General features: G+C 67.3%; 14 protein-coding genes and 1 riboswitch. Of the genes, 11 read left to right on the forward strand and 3 right to left on the reverse strand.

The window, feature by feature from the left end:
* Positions 1 to 2: 2 nt before the first annotated feature.
* From hppD to bluB, 9 genes are all read left to right on the forward strand, one after another.
* The gene (hppD, locus tag DIZ22_RS18580) at positions 3 to 1,043 is read left to right on the forward strand and encodes a 4-hydroxyphenylpyruvate dioxygenase (RefSeq protein WP_048936728.1); all 1,041 of its coding nucleotides are present in this window, start codon (positions 3 to 5) and stop codon (positions 1,041 to 1,043) included.
* Positions 1,036 to 2,352, forward strand: coding sequence for a homogentisate 1,2-dioxygenase (gene hmgA, locus DIZ22_RS18585; RefSeq protein WP_048936727.1), 1,317 nt, complete (start codon positions 1,036 to 1,038; stop codon positions 2,350 to 2,352). Before hppD ends, hmgA begins: the two co-directional genes overlap by 8 nt.
* Positions 2,349 to 3,641, forward strand: a complete 1,293-nt coding sequence (gene fahA, locus DIZ22_RS18590) for a fumarylacetoacetase (RefSeq protein ID WP_048936726.1) — start codon at positions 2,349 to 2,351, stop codon at positions 3,639 to 3,641. The genes hmgA and fahA overlap by 4 nt, the downstream gene beginning before the upstream one ends.
* Entirely contained in the window at positions 3,638 to 4,282 is a 645-nt protein-coding gene (gene maiA, locus DIZ22_RS18595) for a maleylacetoacetate isomerase (protein WP_048936856.1), read from the forward strand. The genes fahA and maiA overlap by 4 nt, the downstream gene beginning before the upstream one ends.
* Complete coding sequence (locus DIZ22_RS18600) at positions 4,279 to 4,656, forward strand: Rieske (2Fe-2S) protein (protein ID WP_048936725.1); 378 nt, start codon at positions 4,279 to 4,281, stop codon at positions 4,654 to 4,656. The genes maiA and DIZ22_RS18600 overlap by 4 nt, the downstream gene beginning before the upstream one ends.
* 30 nt (positions 4,657 to 4,686) lie before the next feature.
* Positions 4,687 to 4,929: riboswitch (cobalamin riboswitch) on the forward strand.
* Positions 4,930 to 5,105: 176 nt separating this feature from the next.
* On the forward strand, positions 5,106 to 6,158 hold the full coding sequence (gene cobW, locus DIZ22_RS18605) for a cobalamin biosynthesis protein CobW (RefSeq protein WP_037519491.1): 1,053 nt from the start codon (positions 5,106 to 5,108) through the stop codon (positions 6,156 to 6,158).
* The gene (gene cobN / locus DIZ22_RS18610) at positions 6,158 to 9,877 is read left to right on the forward strand and encodes a cobaltochelatase subunit CobN (RefSeq protein WP_048936724.1); all 3,720 of its coding nucleotides are present in this window, start codon (positions 6,158 to 6,160) and stop codon (positions 9,875 to 9,877) included. Before cobW ends, cobN begins: the two co-directional genes overlap by 1 nt.
* A 2-nt stretch (positions 9,878 to 9,879) precedes the next feature.
* Positions 9,880 to 10,485: a cob(I)yrinic acid a,c-diamide adenosyltransferase gene (gene cobO / locus DIZ22_RS18615; protein WP_048936723.1), complete on the forward strand. Its 606-nt coding sequence runs from the start codon at positions 9,880 to 9,882 to the stop codon at positions 10,483 to 10,485.
* Positions 10,485 to 11,120 carry a 5,6-dimethylbenzimidazole synthase gene (gene bluB / locus DIZ22_RS18620; RefSeq protein ID WP_048936722.1) on the forward strand — a complete coding sequence of 212 codons (636 nt, stop codon included), beginning with the start codon at positions 10,485 to 10,487 and terminating at the stop codon, positions 11,118 to 11,120. Before cobO ends, bluB begins: the two co-directional genes overlap by 1 nt.
* Before the next feature lie 4 nt (positions 11,121 to 11,124).
* Here bluB and DIZ22_RS18625 read toward each other — a convergent pair whose 3' ends face one another.
* Positions 11,125 to 12,969: an ABC transporter ATP-binding protein/permease gene (locus DIZ22_RS18625; RefSeq protein WP_048936721.1), complete on the reverse strand. Its 1,845-nt coding sequence runs from the start codon at positions 12,967 to 12,969 to the stop codon at positions 11,125 to 11,127.
* Between the two features lie 271 nt (positions 12,970 to 13,240).
* Between DIZ22_RS18625 and DIZ22_RS18630 the strand changes: the two genes are divergently transcribed.
* Complete coding sequence (locus tag DIZ22_RS18630; RefSeq protein WP_048936720.1) at positions 13,241 to 13,561, forward strand: hypothetical protein; 321 nt, start codon at positions 13,241 to 13,243, stop codon at positions 13,559 to 13,561.
* Positions 13,562 to 14,429: 868 nt separating this feature from the next.
* Here the strand turns inward: DIZ22_RS18630 and DIZ22_RS18640 are convergent.
* Positions 14,430 to 14,996, reverse strand: a complete 567-nt coding sequence (locus tag DIZ22_RS18640; protein WP_010336407.1) for a pseudouridine synthase — start codon at positions 14,994 to 14,996, stop codon at positions 14,430 to 14,432.
* Entirely contained in the window at positions 14,984 to 16,195 is a 1,212-nt protein-coding gene (locus DIZ22_RS18645; RefSeq protein WP_080993524.1) for a cupin domain-containing protein, read from the reverse strand. The genes DIZ22_RS18640 and DIZ22_RS18645 overlap by 13 nt, the downstream gene beginning before the upstream one ends.
* A gap of 72 nt (positions 16,196 to 16,267) precedes the next feature.
* On the opposite strand from DIZ22_RS18645, the gene DIZ22_RS18650 reads away from it, so the two are divergent.
* Positions 16,268 to 16,807, forward strand: coding sequence for a molybdenum cofactor guanylyltransferase (locus DIZ22_RS18650; RefSeq protein ID WP_048936719.1), 540 nt, complete (start codon positions 16,268 to 16,270; stop codon positions 16,805 to 16,807).
* Positions 16,808 to 16,930: the final 123 nt, after the last annotated feature.

Below are 16,930 nucleotides of genomic sequence, written 5' to 3' on the forward strand. Positions count from 1 at the left end.
TCATGACCATCGATCCCGCCAACCCGCTGGGCCTCAACGGCTTCGAGTTCGTCGAATTCACCTCGCCCGAGCCCGAGAAGATGGCCGCGCAGTTCGAGCAGCTGGGCTTCACCGCGACCCACCGCCACCCGTCCAAGAATATCACCCGCTACAAGCAGGGGCGGATCAACCTGATGCTCAATCGCGACGATGCCGGGCGGGTCGCTGCGTTCCGTGGCGAACATGGCCCCTCGGCCAGCGCCATGGCCTTTCGCGTTGCCGATCCCGATGCGGCGCTGCGCTGGGCGCTCGACCATGGTGGCAAGCCGACGGACGAGAATGACACCGTGATCCAGGGGATTGGCGGATCCTATCTCTATTTCATGCCCGATGGCGGCGATCCCTATGCCGACTGGGCCGAGTTCCCCGGCTGGCGGGAAGCCGAAGCGCGCAACAATGTCGGCCTCGACCTGCTCGACCATCTGACCCACAATGTGAAGCGCGGCCAGATGCGGGTGTGGAGCGAATTTTACCGCACCCTCTTCGGCTTCGAGGAGCAGAAATATTTCGATATCAAGGGCAAGGCGACCGGCCTGTTCAGCCAGGCGATGATCGCCCCGGACAAGGCGATCCGCATTCCCCTGAACGAGAGCCAGGACGACAAGAGCCAGATCGAGGAGTTCATCCGCGACTATAATGGCGAGGGCATCCAGCATATCGCTCTCACCACCGCCAATATCTATGACACGGTCGAGCGGCTGCGCGCGCGTGGGGTGCGGCTGCAGGACACGATCGAGACCTATTATGAGCTGGTCGACCAGCGCGTGCCGGGCCATGGCGAGGATCTGGAACGTCTGAAGCGCAACCGCATTCTGATCGACGGCAATGTCGGCGAGGAGGGCATCTTGCTGCAGATATTCACCGAGACGATGTTCGGCCCGATCTTCTTCGAGATCATCCAGCGCAAGGGCAATGAAGGCTTTGGCAATGGCAATTTCCAAGCCCTCTATGAATCGATCGAGCTGGACCAGATCCGTCGCGGCGTGATCACCGTCAATGAATGATGCGCCGCCCCGGATGATGAGCGGCTTCGGCAATCATTTTTCGACCGAGGCGGTGGAAGGCGCGCTGCCGATGGGGCGCAATTCGCCCCAGCGCGTGCCCTATGGCCTCTATGCCGAGCAATTGTCCGGCACCGCCTTCACCGCGCCACGATCGGAGAACCGGCGCAGCTGGCTCTATCGCATGCGGCCGGCGGCATCGCATCCATCCTTCGCGCCTTATGATGCTGCAGCCTTGCTGCGCAGCGCGCCGTTCGACGAAGTGCCGCCCTCACCCAACCGGCTGCGCTGGAACCCGCTGCCGCTGCCTGCGGATGACGTCGATTTCATCGACAGCCTCACCAGCTATGCCGGCAATGGCGATGTCGCGGCCGGGCAAGGCTGCGCCGTGCATCTCTACGCCGTGACCGCCTCGATGGTCGATCGCGCCTTCGTCTGCGCAGATGGCGAGATGCTGATCGTGCCGCAGCAGGGCGCGCTGCGCATCGTCACCGAGTTGGGCGTGATCGACGTCGCGCCGTTGCAGATTGCGCTGATCCCGCGCGGTGTCCGCTTCCGGGTCGAGCTGATCGAAGGCGCGGCGCGGGGCTATGTCTGCGAAAATTACGGCGCGCCCTTCCGATTGCCCGATCTGGGGCCGATCGGCGCCAATGGCCTCGCCAATCCCCGCGATTTCGAGGCGCCGGTCGCGGCCTATGAGGATGTCGAGCGGCCATTCGCCCTGATACAGAAGTTCATGGGCCGCCTGTGGATAACCATGCTGGACCATAGCCCGTTCGATGTCGTCGCCTGGCACGGCAATCTGACGCCGCTGCACTATGACCTCACCCGTTTCAACACGATCAACACGGTCAGTTTCGACCATCCCGATCCCTCGATTTTCACGGTGCTGACCTCGCCCAGCGAGACGCCGGGCACCGCCAATATCGATTTCGTCATCTTCCCGCCGCGCTGGATGGTGGCGGAGGACACGTTCCGGCCGCCCTGGTTCCACCGCAATGTGATGAGCGAGCTGATGGGGCTGATCCATGGCGAATATGATGCCAAGGCGGGCGGTTTCGCGCCCGGCGGCGCGTCGCTGCACAATGGCATGGCCGGCCATGGCCCCGACCGCGCGAGCTATGACAAGGCGATCGCTGCCGACCTGGCACCTCAGCGCATCGCCGACACCATGGCCTTCATGTTCGAAAGCCGGATGGTGCTGCGTCCCACGCGCTGGGCGATGGAAAGCCCGCTGCTGCAGCCCGATTATGATGAGTGCTGGTCCGGCTTCCGCAAGGCCCAGCTTCCCCCGATGAACGAGACCCCATGAGCTATTGGCACATAGACGAGACCCATGATCCCGCCCGCACCAGCTGGGTCGACAGCGCGCAGGATCATGGCGACTTCCCGATCCAGAATCTGCCTTATGGCCTGTTTTCGCCCGCAGGAGCTTCGCCGCGCGCCGGTGTCGCGATCGGCGACGCGATATTGGACCTGGCCGCCTGCGTCAGTGCCGGGCTGATCGACTGCGCGCCGCTGCTGGAAGATCAGCTCAATGCGCTGATGGCGCTGCCGGTGGCGGAGCGGGTCGCCCTGCGCCGCCGGATCAGCATATTGCTGTCGGACCCGGCCCATCGCCCGGCGGTCGAGCCGCTGCTGCACCGGGCCGCAGACTGCACGCTGCACCTGCCGGCGCGGATCGGCGACTATAGCGACTTCTATGTCGGCATCCATCACGCCAACAATATCGGCCGCCAGTTCCGGCCCGACAATCCGTTGCTGCCCAATTATAAATATGTGCCGATCGGCTATCATGGCCGGGCGTCCTCGATTCGCCCGTCGGGCGATCCGTTGGTCCGTCCGCGCGGCCAGCGCAAGCCGCCCGAGGCCGAAGTGCCTGTGGTCGGCCCGACTGCCCGGCTCGACTATGAGCTGGAACTGGGCGTGTGGATCGGCGCCGGCAATGATCTGGGCAGCCCGATCCCCATCAGCGAGGCGGCCGATCATGTCGCCGGCTTCTGCCTGCTCAACGACTGGTCGGCGCGCGATTTCCAGGCGTGGGAATATCAGCCGCTCGGGCCCTTCCTGGCCAAGAATTTCCATTCGACCATCTCGCCCTGGGTGGTGACGCCCGAGGCGCTGGCGCCGTTCCGCATCGCCCAGCCGCCCCGGCCGGAAGGCGATCCCGCGCCGCTGCCTTACCTCAGCGATGCCGACGATCAGGCCCATGGCGCGCTGGCGCTGACCTTGGAAGTGTATCTCTCCACCCAGGCGATGCGCGACGCGGGCCAGCCGTCGATGCGGCTCAGCCAGGGGCCGGCGAGCAACATGTACTGGACCGTCAGCCAGATCGTCACCCATCATGCCTCCAATGGCTGCAACCTGATGCCGGGCGACCTGCTGGGCAGCGGCACCATCTCCGCCCCGACGCGCGATGGCTATGGCAGCCTGATGGAAATCAGCAGCGGCGGCCGCGAGCCGATCAGCCTGCCATCGGGCGAGACGCGCAGCTTCCTGGAGGATGGCGACGAGGTGACATTGCGCGCCACCGCGTCGGCCCCCGGCCATGTGTCGATCGGCTTTGGCGAATGCCGCGCGATGATCGTGCCGGCGCGATGAGCGACCTCACCCTTCATGGCTATTGGCGGTCAAGCGCGAGCTATCGCGTGCGGATCGCGCTGGCCCTGAAGGGTGTCGACTATGCGCAGGTCGCCCATGACCTGCGCAGCGGTGCGCAGCGGGCACCCGACTATCAGGCGCTGGCGCCGCAGGGGCTGGTGCCCGCACTGGTCGATGGCGACAGCGTGCTGACGCAGAGCGGCGCGATCCTGGAATGGATCGAAGCGCGCTGGCCGCAGCCGTCCTTGCTGCCCGCCGACCCCGGCGATGCCGCGATCGTCCGTGCCATGGCCGGCATCATCGCCTGCGATATCCATCCGCTCGGCAATCTGCGCGTGTTGCAGGCGCTGCGGCAGGATTTTGGTGCCAGCGAGAATCAGGTCCGCGCCTGGATCGGCCGCTGGACCGGCGAGGGCTTCGCCGCGCTCGAAACGCTGATCGCCCGTCACGGCGGCACCTATGCGTTCGGGGACCGCCCCAGCTTCGCCGACTGCCATATCGTGCCCCAGCTCTACAATGCCCGGCGCTTCGGCGTCGACCTGACGCCCTTTCCGCGGCTGTGCGCCGTGGACGCGGCGGCATGCGCGCTCCCCGCCTTTGCCGCCGCGCACCCCGATCGCCAGCCCGACTCTGACATATGAGCGTCAGTGACACGCGCCTGTTCGCGACGCCGGCGGGTGTGCGCCTCTGCCCGATCGCGCAGATCGCCGATGGCAAGGCGCGCAATTTCGTGCTGCAGATGCGCGCCGGCCGCTTCCATGGCTTTGCCGTGCGGGATGGCGATCATGTCGCCGGCTTTGTCGATCAATGCCCCCATGCCGGCCTGCCGCTCGCGCAGCAGCTCGATGATTATCTGACCCCGGATGGCAGCCATATAAGATGTAGCTGGCACGGCGCCCTGTTCCGCCGCGACGATGGCGCCTGCGTCGGCGGCCCTTGTGTCGGCCAGCGCCTTACGCCCTGGCCGCTCGCCATGGCCGATGGCTGGATTGTCACCGCTGCCCAAAGCGACTAGGAACCGGCCCAGGGACGGCGCTTCGCATCGTCCCGACATGATCGCGCCGGTGCCCCCACGGGGGCTTAAAATGGGAAGGCGGTGCGGATGCCATGGCATCCAAGTCCGCAGCTGTCCCTGCAACTGTGAGCGGCGAGCGTGATGAACAAGGCTGTCCCCGATGCGGGATTAGCAGCCACTGGGCCGGACGCTAAATCATGCGAGGCCTGGGAAGGCCGTTCCTCCCGCTATGACCCGCAAGCCAGGAGACCTGCCAGCGTTTAGGTCGCTCTTGCTTTGGTCCAGGGGATGGCCGGGGCACGGTGTTCCGTCTGAGCGACAGGTTGGCGGCTGGAGCCGCGCGGTCACGCATCTGCGGGCGAACAAGCGCCCGTCCGCGATGCCGGCCGGCCGTGCGTTCGCGCCCGGTTCGCTCCCGCCCCGGTTGCTCCGGCGCGCGAGTATTTGTCATGGCCAACACTGCATCTGCCAAGATTCCGACCACCGTCATCACCGGCTTCCTGGGCGCGGGCAAGACCACGCTGATCCGCCACCTGCTGGAAAATGCGAAGGGGCGCCGCCTGGCCCTCATCATCAACGAATTTGGCGATGTCGGCGTCGACGGCGAACTGGTGAAGGGCTGCAACGACGCCGCCTGCCCGGAAGAGGATATTGTCGAGCTGGCCAATGGCTGCATCTGCTGCACCGTGGCCGACGATTTCCTGCCGACCATGACCGCGCTGCTCGACCGGCCGAGCCCGCCCGACCATATCATCATCGAGACGTCGGGGCTGGCCCTGCCCAAGCCGCTGGTCAAGGCCTTCCAGTGGCCCGACATCCGCACCCGCGCCACGGTGGACGGGGTGGTCGCGCTGATCGACGCCGATGCGGTCGCTGCCGGTCGCTTTGCCACCGACGAGGCGGCGCTGGCCGCCGCGCGTGCCGCCGATCCCAATCTGGACCATGACAGCCCGCTGGAGGAATTGTTCGAGGATCAGCTCGCCTGTGCCGATATGGTGGTGCTGAACAAGAGCGACCTGGTCGATGCCGACACGCTGGCCGCGGTCGAGGCGCAGGTCGATGCCGAGACGCGGCCCGGCGTAAAGATCGTCCGCGCCGCCCATGGTGCGGTCGATATCGGCGCGCTGCTGGGCATCGTCGCGGCGGCGGAGGATGATCTCGACGCCCGGCCCTCGCACCATGAGGCGGAGGGCGAGGATCATGACCATGATGATTTCGACAGCTTCGTCGTCGGCGGCGATGCGGTTGTCGATCCCGACACGCTGGTGGAGGCGCTGTCCGCGCTGATCGCCACCCATGACGTGCTGCGCGTCAAGGGCATGGTCGCGGTCGCGGGCAAGCCGATGCGGCTCGTCGTGCAGGCGGTCGGCCCGCGCATCCAGCATTTCTTCGACCGTCCCTGGCAGCCGCAGGAAGCGCGCCGCACCCAGCTGGTGGTGATCGGCCAGAAGGGGCTGGACCGCGCCGCGATCGAGGCCGACATCCAGGCCGTGCTCGGCTGATGCATCTTCTGTCCGCCACGCCGGGAACGATCAGCGACGGCGAGGAGGCGATCGACCTCGACCAGCCGCCCGGCGACATCGTCATCCTGACCGTGGCGGACAGCGACCTGGCCTGTTTCGCCGCCGCCGCCGCGCGCCTGCCCGATGACGCGCCGACCGTGCGGCTGGCCAATCTGCTGCAGCTCAAACATCCCTATTCGGTCGATCTCTATGTCGAGAAGGTGATCGCCAAGGCGCGCTTCGTCTGCGTCATCCTGCTCGGCGGCAAAAGCTATTGGCCCTATGGCGTGGACGAGATTGCGCAGGTCGCGCGCGAACGCGGCATCGCCTTCGCCGCGATCGCCGACGGGCGCGAGGGCGATCCCGCGCTGGACCTCGCCTCCACCGTGCCGGCGGCGATGCGCGAGCAGTTGCGGGACTATCTGCGCCAGGGCGGCACCGCCAATGCTTTGTCCTTCCTGCGCTGCGCCGCCCGGCTGACCGGCGCGGATGCGGGCGACCCCAATCATCCGCTGCCGATCGCCGACGCGGGCCTCTATTTGCCCGGCCATGACCGGCCCGGCGTGGCGGAACTGCGCGCGACCTGGGTCGAGGGGCGGCCGGTGGCGCTGCTGATCTTCTACCGCGCTTTGGTGGTCGCCGGCACGCTGAGCGCGGTCGATGCGATGGTCGCGGCCCTTGGCGCGCGCGACTTCAACGTTGCCGCCGTGCATGTCCGCGCGCTGCGCGAGCCGTTCGTGCGCGACTGGCTCGGCGGGCTGCTGGCCGACATCGCGCCCGACATCATCGTCAATGCGACCAGCTTCGCCGCCTCGTCGTCGTCCGAGCCGCGCGTGCCGGGCATCTTGGAACAGGCCGACTGCTCGATCCTGCAGACCGCCTTTGCCGGGGTCGAGGAAGGCAGCTGGCGCGGGTCCGCCCGTGGCCTTGGCCCGCGCGACCTGGCGATGAATGTCGCCCTGCCGGAAGTGGACGGGCGCCTCTTCACCCGCGCCGTCGCCTTCAAGGCGGCCGAGCGGTTCGATGAACGCACCCAGTGTGGCATCGTCGTACCGCGCGTGGCACCCGACCGGGTCGCCTTCGTCGCCGATCTGGCGCGCAACTGGGCGGCACTGCGCCGCACTGCGCCGGCCGAGCGCCGGGTCGCGCTGGTGCTGGCCAATTATCCCAATCGCGATGGGCGGATCGGCAATGGCGTGGGTCTCGACACGCCGGCCAGCGCCGCCGCGATCCTGTGCCGGCTGGGTGAGGCCGGCTATGCGATCGGCGACGCCCCGCGCGACGGCGCCGCGCTGATGCGGCTGATGACCGGCGGCGTCACCAATGATCGGGCGTCGCTGGATCGGCCGGGCGAGGTCCGCCTGTCGCTCGATATCTATCGCGCGGCCCTTGCCGCTCTGCCCGACAGCGCGCGTGACGCCATGGTCGATCGCTGGGGACCGCCGGAAGCCGATCCCTTCGTGCGCGACGGAGCGTTTCGCCTTGCCGTCCATCGCTTTGGCCATGTCGCGATCGCGGTGCAGCCGGCGCGCGGCTATAATATCGATCCCAAGAGCAGCTATCATGACCCCGCGCTGCCGCCGCCCCACGCCTATCTCGCCTTTCATGTCTGGCTGGCGCAGGACTTCGGCGCGCAGGCGCTGGTCCATGTCGGCAAGCATGGCAATCTGGAATGGCTGCCGGGCAAGGCGGTGTCGCTTTCGGCCGACTGCTTCCCCGAAATCTGCGCCGGGCCGGTGCCGCAACTCTATCCCTTCATCGTCAATGATCCGGGCGAGGGGACACAGGCCAAGCGCCGCATCGGCGCCGTCATCCTCGACCATCTGACCCCGCCGCTGACGCGGGCGGAAAGCTATGGGCCGCTCAAGCAGCTGGAAGCGCTGGTGGACGAATATTATCTTGCCGCTGGCATGGACCCGCGCCGGCTCGACCGGCTGCGCCGCGATATCATCGACCTCGCCCGCAGCCAGGGGCTGGACAAGGATGCCGGCGCCGCCGGCGACGATGACGACGCGCTCGCCGCGATCGACAATTATCTGTGTGAGCTGAAGGAATTGCAGATCCGCGACGGGCTGCATGTCTTCACCGCTTCGCCGCAAGGGCGGCTGCGACGCGACCTGCTGATCGCGCTGGCGCGCACCCCGCGTGGCCTGGAGCATCCGGGGCAGGCGTCGCTGCTGCGGGCGCTGGCCGATGATCTGGGGCTGGGTTTCGATCCGCTCGATTGCGTGCTGGGGGCGCCATGGCATGGGCCGCGTCCGGCGGCGCTGGCCGACTTATCCACAGATGCCTGGCGCACATATGGGGACATGGTCGAGCGGCTGGAACTGCTGGCGGCGGCGCTGGTCGACGGCGCGGCGCCGGTCGGCCCGGCTAGCGCCGCCGTGCTGGCGGCGATCGCCGATGATCTGGCGCCGCGCGTCGATGCCTGTGGCCCGCGCGAGGCGGCGGCCCTGCTGGCGGGACTCGACGGGCGGTTCGTGCTGCCGGGGCCATCGGGCGCGCCGACGCGCGGCCGGCCCGACGTGCTGCCGACCGGGCGCAATTTCTTTTCGGTCGATACCCGCGCGGTGCCGACCGCGGTCGCCTGGGATCTGGGCCAGCGATCGGCGCAATTGCTGGTCGACGATTATCTCCAGCGCGAGGGCGACTATCCCCGTGCCATCGCCCTGTCCGCCTGGGGCACGGCGAACATGCGCACCGGCGGCGATGATATTGCGCAGGCGCTGGCGCTGATGGGGGTGCGGCCGCGCTGGGAATGGAGTTCGGGGCGGGTCGTCGGCTTCGAGATGATGACGCTGGCCGAGTTGGGTCGGCCGCGCGTCGACGTGACCTTGCGCGTCTCAGGCTTCTTCCGCGACGCCTTTCCCGAACAGATCGACCTTATCGACAGCGCCGCCCGCGCGGTGATGGCGCTCGATGAGCCGGACGAGGATAACCCCGCCGCCGCCCGGCATCGCGCCGAACAGGCGGCGCTGGTGGCGGACGGTGCCGATGCGGCGGAGGCCGCGCGCCGCGCCGGTGCCCGCGTGTTCGGATCGAAACCCGGCGCCTATGGCGCGGGACTGCAGGCGATGATCGACGAGAAGATCTGGCACAGCCGCGCCGATCTGGCGGACGTCTATCTCGACTGGGGCGGCTATGCCTATGGCGCAGGGGTGGAGGGCGACAGCGAACGCAGCCTGTTCGCCACCCGCCTGGCCCAGGCCGACGCGGTCGTCCAGAACCAGGATAATCGCGAGCATGACTTGCTCGACAGCGACGATTATTATCAGTTCGAAGGGGGCATCGCCGCCGCCATCGAGCATCTTAAAGGTGCCAAGCCGCTCAGCTATCATAATGACCATAGCCGCCCGGAACGGCCGGTGATCCGCACGCTGGAGGACGAGATCGGCCGCATCGTCCGCGCCCGCGTCACCAACCCCAAATGGATCGCCGGCGTCATGCGCCATGGTTACAAGGGCGCGTTCGAGATCGTCGCCTCGGTCGACTATCTCTTCGCCTTCGCCGCCACCACCCATGCGGTACGCGATCATCATTTCGACGCCGTCCACGCCGCCTTCATCGAGGATGAGGCCGTGCGCGCCTTCATGGCCGACGCCAATCCCGCCGCCCTGCGCGAGACCGCCGCCCGGCTGGCCGAGGCGCTGGAACGCGGTCTGTGGAAATCCAAGTCCAACAGCGCGGGCATGCTGCTCGCCGAGCTTTCTGGAGAGTGACGATGGTCGAACGCACCGACGAACAGCATGCGGAAAAAATGAAGAAGAAGCAGGCTGCCCATGACAAGATCATGGCGACCAAGACCCAGGAAAAGGGGCTGCTGATCGTCCATACCGGCAAGGGCAAGGGCAAGACCACGGCGGCGCTGGGCATGGTCGTCCGCATGATCGGCCATGGCAAGAAGGTCGGCGTGGTCCAGTTCGTGAAGGGCGCGATGACCACCGGCGAGAAGGCGGTGTTCGATGCCTTCCCCGAACAGGTCGAATTCAAGCCGATGGGCGAGGGCTTCACCTGGAACACCCAGGATCGCAGCCGCGACATCGCGCTGGCGCGTGAGGCGTGGGACGAGGTGAAGCGCATGGTCGCCGACCCCGATTATGCGATGGTGCTGGCCGATGAGCTCAATATCGTGCTGCGCTACGACTATCTGCCGCTGGACGAGGTGCTGGCGGTGCTGACCGCCAAGGACGACATGAAACATGTCGTCGTCACCGGCCGCAATGCGCCCGAGGCGCTGATCGAGGCGGCCGACCTGGTGACCGAGATGACCATGATCAAGCATCCCTTCCGCAGCGGGGTGAAGGCGCAGGCCGGCATCGAATATTGATGCAGGCCTTCGATCCCGATTTCTGCGCGACGCTGACCGACCTGCTGACCTGGCGCCGCGACGTGCGCCATTTCCGCACCGATCCGCTGGACGAGGCGATGGTGCTGGAGCTGCTGACGCTGGCGCAACTGGCGCCCTCGGTCGGCAACAGCCAGCCCTGGCGCTTCGTTCGGGTAAGGACGCCAACGCTGCGCGCGACACTGGCTGATCATGTCGATGCCGAGCGGGAGCGGGCCACCAGCCAGATCGCCGACGCGACCCGGCATGACGCCTATCGTGCGCTGAAGCTGCATGGTCTGGGCGAGGCGCCGGAGATCATCGCGGTCTTCTGCGACGATGCGACATCGGCCGGCGCGGGGCTGGGCGCGGCGACCATGCCGCAGACCCGGCTCCATTCGGTGGTGCTGGCGATCCACACGCTGTGGCTGGCGGCGCGGGCGCGCGGGCTGGCGCTCGGCTGGGTATCGATCCTCGACCCGGCCTTCGTCGCGCGGGCGCTGGCAGTGCCCGACGACTGGACCTTCGCCGCCCTGCTATGCCTGGGCCATCCCGAAGCGGTCGCCGACACGCCCGAACTGGACCGGCTCGGCTGGCAGGCCCGGCTCGATCCGCTGGCGCAGATCAGCGAGTGCTGACCATTTATTGCGGGGCGACCTCGAACATGTCCTCGATCCCCGGCTCTTCGGGCATGTCGTCGCGTTCGGTCGCCTGGCGCGCCCACATGGTGGCGTAGAGACCGTCGGCGCGGACCAGATCGGCATGGCGGCCGCGCTCGACGATGCGGCCGGCGTCCAGCACGATGATCTCGTCGGCATCGACCACGGTCGACAGGCGATGGGCCACCACCAATGTCGTGCGCTTGCGGCTGATGTCGCGCAGCACGGTCTGGATCTCGGTCTCGGTGCGGCTGTCGAGCGCGCTGGTCGCCTCGTCCAGCACCAGTAGCGGCGGGTCTTTCAGCAGGGTGCGGGCGATGGCGACGCGCTGTTTCTCGCCGCCCGACAGCTTGAGGCCGCGTTCGCCGACGCGGGTGTCATAGCCCTGCGGCAGGCTCATGATGAAATCATGGATCGACGCCGCCTTGGCTGCGGCCTCGATCTCATCCTGACTCGCGCCTTCGCGGCCATAGCCGATATTATAGCCGACCGTGTCGTTGAACAGGACCATGTCCTGCGGCACGATGCCGATCGCGGCGCGCAGCGATGCCTGCGTCACGGCGGAGATGTCCTGCCCGTCGATCGACACGGTGCCGCCCTGGATATCGTAGAAGCGGAACAGGATGCGGGCGATGGTCGACTTGCCCGCGCCCGAGGGACCGACGATGGCCAGCGTCTTGCCCGCCGGCACCGCGAAGCTGACGCCATGGAGGATCTCGCGCTCGGGATCATAGCCGAAGCGGACAGCGTCGAAGCGGACGGCGCCGCCCGCAACCTGCAGCGCCGGGGCACCAGGCACGTCGGCAACTTCGGTCTCGGTATCGATCAGCTTGTACATCGCCTCCATGTCGATCAGGCCCTGGCGGATGGTGCGATAGACCATGCCGAGCAGGTCGAGCGGGCGGAACAGCTGCGACAGGAGGGTGTTCACCAGCACCACGTCGCCAGTGGAGAACTGCCCCCGGCTCCAGCCCCAGACGGTATAGGCCATCGCCCCGCCCATCATCAGGTTGGTGATCAGCGACTGACCGATATTGAGCCAGGCGAGGCTGTTTTCCGACTTTACCGCCGCCTTCGCATAGCGGCGCATGGCGTTGCCGTAGCGCCGGGCCTCGCGCTCCTCGGCGCCAAAATATTTGACCGTCTCGAAATTGAGCAGGCTGTCGACGGCATGGGCGACGGCGCTGGTGTCCATGTCCACCATGTCGCGACGCAGCTGGTTGCGCCATTCGGTGACGAGCCGGGTGAACCAGATATAGAGAGCGACCATGGCCAGCGTAGCGGAGACCAGGCCGGGACCGAACTTCACCAGGAAGATGGCGCAGACGGCGAGCAGTTCCAGTACCGTCGGCGCGATGTTGAACAGCAGGAAATAGAGCATCGTGTCGATGCTTTTCGTGCCGCGCTCGACGATCTTGGTGACGGCGCCGGTGCGCCGGTCGAGATGGAAGCGCAGCGACAGCCGGTGGAGATGGACGAAGACATCGTCGGCCAGGCGCCGACCCGCTTCCTGCCCGACCTTCTCGAAAATGGCGTTGCGCAGATTGTCGAACAACACGCCGCCAAAGCGCGCGCCGGCATAGGCCACCACCAGCGCCATGGCGAGGCCGGCGGCCGGCTCCAGCCCCGGCGCCATCCGGTCGATCGCGCCCTTATAGGCGAAGGGCATGGCGAGGGTTACGACCTTGGCCAGCGCGACGAGCCCCAGCGCCACCGCGACACGGCGCCGCAGCGCCGGCGCATCGGCCGGCCAGAGATAGGGGATGAAGCGCCGCAGCGTGGCCCAGGCGGGCGGAAGGGGCGTGGAATCGGGCGTGGCTGGGGGCATTTGTCGCTATTTAGGGCATGACGGGCGGCAATCCAGTGGCGCGGCCATCCGGCCGGCCACGCAAAAGCGTCCCTTGTTGGAGATCATCCGCTTAACTTCGCATATTTCCCGCACATTCTGACATTTTCTTGCGCCCCGCCGATCCTATCGAAAAGTCGGGGACTAGGTGGCAAGAATAGCAAAGCGGGCTGCTGTAGGACAGCATCTTGCCCCGATGCGGCGGCCATGGCAGGCTTCGCCTCCGTCATCCTTCGCCGACAAGGAGCACGGCATGGAACCCTTCAGCGTAGCATTGGCCCCCGAAAGATTGTGGCAGGCGATCAATCCCCTGACCTGGACGCAGAGCGGCGGCCAGGTCGGTCTCATCAATATCGCGCTCGGCCAGACGGCACGCCCGGACATAGAGCGCACGGTGCTGAACGAGGTCGGCAGCTATGGCCGGCAGATCGGCCGGATCGGCGACGCGCTCGAAGTGCTGATCCGCCATTTCGAGACCAAGGATCTGCCACAGGCGGAACGCGACGCGCTGACGATTTTGATGGGCCAGCTGGCCGAGGTCCGCAAGGTCAAGGCGCGCGAGCGGGACGGGTGATATGGGGTTGGAACAAGGCATAGCCCCTCCCTTCCAGGGAGGGGTTGGGGTGGGTTGCGAGCGTAGCGAGCTTCTGCCCTATCGATCGTAGACCGCCGCTGCGCGGCGCACCCACCCCCGGCCCCTCCCTGGAAGGGAGGAGAGTGGGAAACGTCAGATTCTGGTCGTTTTCAGACCATCCTCCCCTGCAAGGGCAGTTCAAGGGAGACCCGTGTCTCCCTTGAACTGGCCGAAGGCCAGACGGAGGGGTGTCGCCCTCTCGATAGCGTGACACCCCTCCACCACTTCGTGGTCCCCTTCGGCAGAGTCGAGTGCCTCTGCCGAACCTTGCAGGGGAGGAATTTACAGCCGCATCTGGTCGAAGCCTGCCAATCCCCACAGGCGTCATCCTGACGAAAGTCAGGAGCCATTCTGCACTGCGCCAGATTGGGATTGCTGAATGGATTCCGGATCAAGTCCGGGATGACGACGACGGAGAGGGCAGTATTGGGCCGTCAGCCATCAATGACGGGAGATAGTTGCTTCCGCTCATCCTCAGCAATGTCGCGCCGGACTTGATCCGGTCGCACGGGTGGGCGCCATCGCCCACCGCTTTCCTATTCGCCCTGTCTCTGGTCTACCCTTGGCGATGCGACAGCGCGTTCCTTCGTCACCCCGTCTTCTCCATCCGGCGCTTGCCCGGCGCGCAACCGGTGCGTGGGTGTGGCGTCGGCGGCGCGCGGCGGGGGCGATCCGGGCGCGGTGCGCGGACCCGCCCCCTGTTGGAGGTGACGCGTCATGGATGCGCGACCGGCGCGTCGCAGAGGCAAAACCGGCGCAAAAGGCCCCGAAAGCCCGTTTACACTGTGAACTTCGGGAGAGGCGTCTTCTACCGGCCCTGGCGCAGGATCGCCGGCGCCTCCCGCCAGGTGCCCGGCGCGATGTCGTCGATCGTCCAGTCGCCAATGCGCCAGCGGACCAGGCGCAGGGTCGGCAGGCCGACCGCCGCAGTCATGCGGCGGACCTGGCGATTGCGGCCTTCGCGGATGGTGAGGCGCAGCCAGCAATCGGGCACGCTCTTGCGGAAGCGCACCGGCGGGTCGCGCGGCCACAGCGCGGGATCGTCGATCCGCTCGACCTCCGCCGGCAGGGTCATGCCGTCCTTGAGCTGCACGCCGCGCCGCAGCGCCGCCAGCGGCGCATCGTCGGGGTCGCCCTCCACCTGGACCAGATAGGTTTTGGGCATCTTGAAGCGCGGGTCGGCGATGCGCGCCTGCAACCGGCCATCATCGGTCAGCAGCAACAGCCCCTCGCTGTCGAGGTCGAGCCGGCCGGCGGGATAGACGCCGGGCTGGTCGACATAGTCGGCCAGGGTCGGGCGCGGCGGGCCGGTGCGCTCATCGCTGAACTGGCAGAGCACGCCATAGGGCTTGTTGAGGAGGATCAGTCGTCCCACGCGTCGTCCTCCTCATCCTCGAACGCGATGCTGCCCTGATTGTGGAGCAGCACCAGCAGGGCGATCGCGGCATCGTCGTCGGCCAGCGCCGGGTCGATCTCCAGCGTCTCGTCCGCGCACAATTGCTGCGCCAGCGCCGCGCTGGCGCCGGTGCAGTCATGCGATGCGCCATCGACGAACAGCAATATGGCGTCTTCCGCCCGGACGAAGGCGAAGCGGCTGGCCGGATTGCGGCGCAGGGGGGCGCCTTCCGCCACCAGCGCCTGCATGGATGCGGCGTCGATCGCCGCTTCGGGCGACCAGTCGATCTCGGGATATTTGCGGGTGCTGCTATATTCGCCGAACCAGCGGGCAAAGCCGGCCGGGTCGGCCAGCTGTTCCAGCACCATTGCCTGCAACCGGGCCAATGCGGCTGGCGCGATCTCGCCGGGATTGGCCTGGCGCGCCAAGGCGGGGTCGGCATAGCGATCATCCTCGCCCAGCCCTTCGAGCAGGCGATCGGTCCAGCCCTCGATCAGTTCGCTGCGCGCCGGCGCGCGAAAGCCGACCGAATAGGTCATGCAATCATCGCCCACCGCGACACCATCATGGGCGATGCCGGGCGGGACGTAGAGGATGTCGCCAGGCTCCAGCACCCATTCGTCGGTTGCGTCGAATTCGGCCAGCAGGCGCAGGTCGGCATGGGGGCGCAGCGGGCTGCTATCGTCGCACGCCTGGCCGATGCGCCAGCGGCGGCGGCCCGCGCCCTGGATCAGGAAGACGTCATATTGATCGAAATGCGGGCCGACGCCGCCGCCGTCGCTGGCATAGCTGACCATGACATCGTCGATCCGCCAGTCGGGGATGAAGCGGAACGGGGCGATCAGCGCGGCGACATCGGGCACCTGATGATCGACCGCCTGCACCAGCAGGGTCCAGGGGCTGGCGCCGAGCGACGCGAAGCGATCTTCGGCCAGCGGCCCCTGTTCCATCGTCCAGTCGCCGTCCGCCTGCACCACCAGCCGCGACTCGACGCCCTCCTCGCAGGCGAGGCCCGCCAGTTCCTCGGGCGCCAGCGGGTTGGTCCATTGCGCCCAGGGATTGCGGATCAGCAGCGGCTTTTGCTGCCAATAGTCGCGCAGGAACAGGTCGATATCGAAATCATGCAGATGCATCGGGGTCTCGCCGGGAAGGGGCGGCGCGCGGCGCGCGCCTGCCATCGGCGCGAACCCTTGCCCCTGTGCCCTGCCAATGTCAAAGCAGACGGGACCGGATCGGCAGGAGGGGCGGGCATGGCCAGGCTGTTGGGGGCGATAATGGCGGGCGGACGCGCGACCCGCTTCGGCAGCGACAAGGCGGCGGCGCTGCTCGACGGCCGGCGTCTGATCGACCATGCGATCGACGCGCTCTCTCCCCATGTCGCCGCGATCGCGATCTGTGGCCGGACCGAGGAAGCCTATCTCAGCCTGCCCGACCGGCCGGGGCCGGACATGGGGCCGCTGGGCGGCCTCAACGCCGCGCTGCATCATGCCCAGGCCCACGGCTTTGACGGCGTGCTGACCAGTGGCTGCGACATGCCCTTCTATCCGGCCGACCTGCCCGCGTTGCTGATCGGCGAGCGGGCGGCGGTCCTCGACGGGCAGCAACTGCTCGGCTGGTGGCCGGCCGCGCTGGCGCCCGAACTGGACGCGCATCTGGCGGAGGATAACAACCGGTCGATCCGGGGATGGCTGGCGCGGATTGGTGCGCGCACCGTGACGCTGCCGGGGCTGATCCTGCCCAACATCAACCGGCCCGATGATCTGGCCGCGATCGGGCGCGATCGGGGGTAGCGCTCCCATTTTTTGCGGCGGGGTGCGAAAAACACTTGTCCCCCCGCGCCATCCTGCCATTGTCCGGCGCGTCGGATGCGGGGAACGGGGATTCCCATGCACCGGACAGGGGCAAGGAGGGGT

The sequence above is a fragment of the Sphingobium sp. LF-16 genome (assembly GCF_003711185.1).
In the GTDB taxonomy this organism is placed as follows: domain Bacteria; phylum Pseudomonadota; class Alphaproteobacteria; order Sphingomonadales; family Sphingomonadaceae; genus Sphingobium; species Sphingobium yanoikuyae_A.

Coding starts and splice junctions, on each gene's coding strand:
- maiA (WP_048936856.1), top strand. CDS start 3,638: ATGAGCGACCTCACCCTTCATGGCTATTGGCGGTCAAGCGCGAGCTAT.
- DIZ22_RS18645 (WP_080993524.1), bottom strand. CDS start 16,195: ATGGCAGGCGCGCGCCGCGCGCCGCCCCTTCCCGGCGAGACCCCGATG.
- DIZ22_RS18630 (WP_048936720.1), top strand. CDS start 13,241: ATGGAACCCTTCAGCGTAGCATTGGCCCCCGAAAGATTGTGGCAGGCG.
- DIZ22_RS18650 (WP_048936719.1), top strand. CDS start 16,268: ATGGCCAGGCTGTTGGGGGCGATAATGGCGGGCGGACGCGCGACCCGC.
- cobO (WP_048936723.1), top strand. CDS start 9,880: ATGGTCGAACGCACCGACGAACAGCATGCGGAAAAAATGAAGAAGAAG.
- bluB (WP_048936722.1), top strand. CDS start 10,485: ATGCAGGCCTTCGATCCCGATTTCTGCGCGACGCTGACCGACCTGCTG.
- DIZ22_RS18600 (WP_048936725.1), top strand. CDS start 4,279: ATGAGCGTCAGTGACACGCGCCTGTTCGCGACGCCGGCGGGTGTGCGC.
- DIZ22_RS18625 (WP_048936721.1), bottom strand. CDS start 12,969: ATGCCCCCAGCCACGCCCGATTCCACGCCCCTTCCGCCCGCCTGGGCC.
- cobW (WP_037519491.1), top strand. CDS start 5,106: ATGGCCAACACTGCATCTGCCAAGATTCCGACCACCGTCATCACCGGC.
- hppD (WP_048936728.1), top strand. CDS start 3: ATGACCATCGATCCCGCCAACCCGCTGGGCCTCAACGGCTTCGAGTTC.
- fahA (WP_048936726.1), top strand. CDS start 2,349: ATGAGCTATTGGCACATAGACGAGACCCATGATCCCGCCCGCACCAGC.
- cobN (WP_048936724.1), top strand. CDS start 6,158: ATGCATCTTCTGTCCGCCACGCCGGGAACGATCAGCGACGGCGAGGAG.
- hmgA (WP_048936727.1), top strand. CDS start 1,036: ATGAATGATGCGCCGCCCCGGATGATGAGCGGCTTCGGCAATCATTTT.